Genomic DNA, 2,226 nt, shown 5'->3' with positions numbered 1-2,226 from the left:
TCGTGCCTGGTAAAACCAGGTTGAATTTCAGGGAGTGACTAAAATAGAGGCATAGTATATTGTTTTTTGGTAAAATCAATATCAAGCACTGATGGAATTGTGTTGAGTATTCTAAGTTTATATCAAATACGTGAGGATGGCTGAATAGTTACGTTTAAATAACGATATACAAGATAACCACTTCTCTGAATCTGGTCATATGGAGTATAAGATCCATCATTAAAGACATATTGAGTATAACGATTACTCCAATTCTTTGTCTCAATTACGAATACTCCTGTAGGATCTACTACAAGGTGATCGATTTGGACAGATTCTCATAATAATAGATTGGATTATAAAATCTCAATCTCTGTAACCATTAAGAAATAATAAAAATAGATTCTGATGTTGAATCAGAATCAGTCTGCATGAAGAAGTCTTACTGAGTCGGTGCCTTCAATGGACACACCATCATAAGTTTCACCTGTCAAAGTTGCTTCAGTATCCCCTAAAGCTAATCCAGTTTCTTTGACCCTAAAGTGAACCACCAAATCCAGATCTCCATCTCCATCGACATCTTCAATTGCTGCCCTTCTTTTGCATTGTTCAGCCTCATCTGGACCAAACCTCACAGTAGATTCATCTACAGTGAGTGCATCAAAGTCGGCTGAAGTCAATATTGCAACTGCGATTACACCATTGCTTTTCATATTAATGGAATTTGGGAATGAACCTGGTTTGATATCAATATCGAGTTCAGGAACTATCATATCAGGAACTATCATATACATTCCTGCATCCCATGTAAGATCGTTCTCACCCGACTCAAGGTTGGTGCATCCAGTCTGGCCTGTGGTCGGATCTGCATCACTGTCAATTGCATCGTCATTACCCTGATCCTGTGGGCTGAACATGTATTCAACTAAAGCCACAAACTCAACATAGTAGTCACCTGGTGCAAGACCGGTGAACTGGTACATTCCAGTTGCATTCGTTGTTGTTGTATCAAGGAGGTTGCCGTCACAGTCATAGAGGCTGACCGTCACACCAGCAATGCCTGGCTCGCCTGCGTCCTGGATACCGTTACCGTTAAGGTCCTCCCATACGAGATCACCGATGTAAATCGCTGGTGCTGCAACGATATCCATCTGTGTATCACAGTCGATTGGCTGGACACCAGGAGCTGCTACCGCTAGGTCGAACTGTCCACCAAATGTGTACGTTCCCGGTGCTGCATCTCCAGGGATTGTGACATCATAGGTTATTTGGTTGTCACCTGGTGCATCTAGGTCTATCCAAGCTACTGTATCTGTACCAACGATAAATCCACCATCAGATGGATTGCTTACTACCCATCCTGCAGGTACATTGTCCTCGATGACGGTCTTATCTGCACCAACTAATGTAAGGTCCAGAATCACGGTTATTTTGTCACCTGGGTTGGCACTTGCTGGAAGCTCTCTGCAGACATTAGGATCTCCAGCCGCTACTGCTGTTCCAATGGTCATTAAAGCTAAAGCCATTGCAAAACAAATTATTATGATATTTTTAGTTTTCATTTATACCTACACTCCAAATATTCCAATTCAATTAAAAAAATCGATTTGTATATTATGATTGATATTCTAGTATATCAAATTAATTAGCTAACATTTTCCAAAAGTTAACAATGTTTACAAAAAATCAAAAAAAATAAAGTTGCACTTAAATTAAAAGTTGGGCAAAGTAAAACACATATTAGAAATTCTTTAGGTAAATTCATACTTATGCAAAACACAATCCTAACACCGAATGATTGTGCGAGGGACAAGATTCGAACTTCTCTTTTTTAGTAAGATACATAATACCTTAAGAATTGGGGTATGTATTAACCAAAAAGTTTAAACATCATGGAATGTGTGCCGCCATTCAAATGCAGGCAAAAAAAGTATTTTGCAAATCAAGTTATGCAAATTTCTGTAATGTTAGTAGTATCAAATTACACATTATTGCAATGTTTAATCTAAATCAAATCATTGGTCCGATAACGTTACCATTCCATAGTGTGAGAATGGTAAAATTATGAGGGTAATACAAACCTATTAATCCTCTTTCTCCATAAAAGATATAATGCTTTAGGATCTCATCAACATTGAGTGGGTAATTTAATATTCATACCTTCCAATTCAATCATTATGGAAGATAAAGAACTCCTTCAAATTGCTCTTGGTTTATCATCGCCTTGGTTTGTAAAAGATATTAATC

2 protein-coding genes are annotated in these 2,226 nt (G+C 38.0%); both read right to left on the bottom strand.

Annotated features, from left to right (window positions below; all coding sequences use genetic code 11):
• Window positions 1-122 precede the first annotated feature (122 nt).
• The gene (locus KDK67_RS14645; RefSeq protein ID WP_420846954.1) at window positions 123-305 is read right to left on the bottom strand and encodes a nuclease-related domain-containing protein; all 183 of its coding nucleotides are present in this window, start codon (window positions 303-305) and stop codon (window positions 123-125) included.
• A 96-nt stretch (window positions 306-401) separates the two neighbouring features.
• On the bottom strand, window positions 402-1,541 hold the full coding sequence (locus KDK67_RS13925; RefSeq protein WP_250869449.1) for an SdrD B-like domain-containing protein: 1,140 nt from the start codon (window positions 1,539-1,541) through the stop codon (window positions 402-404).
• Between the last annotated feature and the right edge of the window lie 685 nt (window positions 1,542-2,226).

This window comes from Methanococcoides seepicolus, from assembly GCF_023684405.1.
In the GTDB taxonomy this organism is placed as follows: domain Archaea; phylum Halobacteriota; class Methanosarcinia; order Methanosarcinales; family Methanosarcinaceae; genus Methanococcoides; species Methanococcoides seepicolus.
The sequence above is the reverse complement of the archived record's forward strand: the minus strand, read 5'-3'. Positions and strand labels throughout refer to the sequence as shown.

Coding starts and splice junctions, on each gene's coding strand:
- KDK67_RS13925 (WP_250869449.1), bottom strand. CDS start 1,541: ATGAAAACTAAAAATATCATAATAATTTGTTTTGCAATGGCTTTAGCT.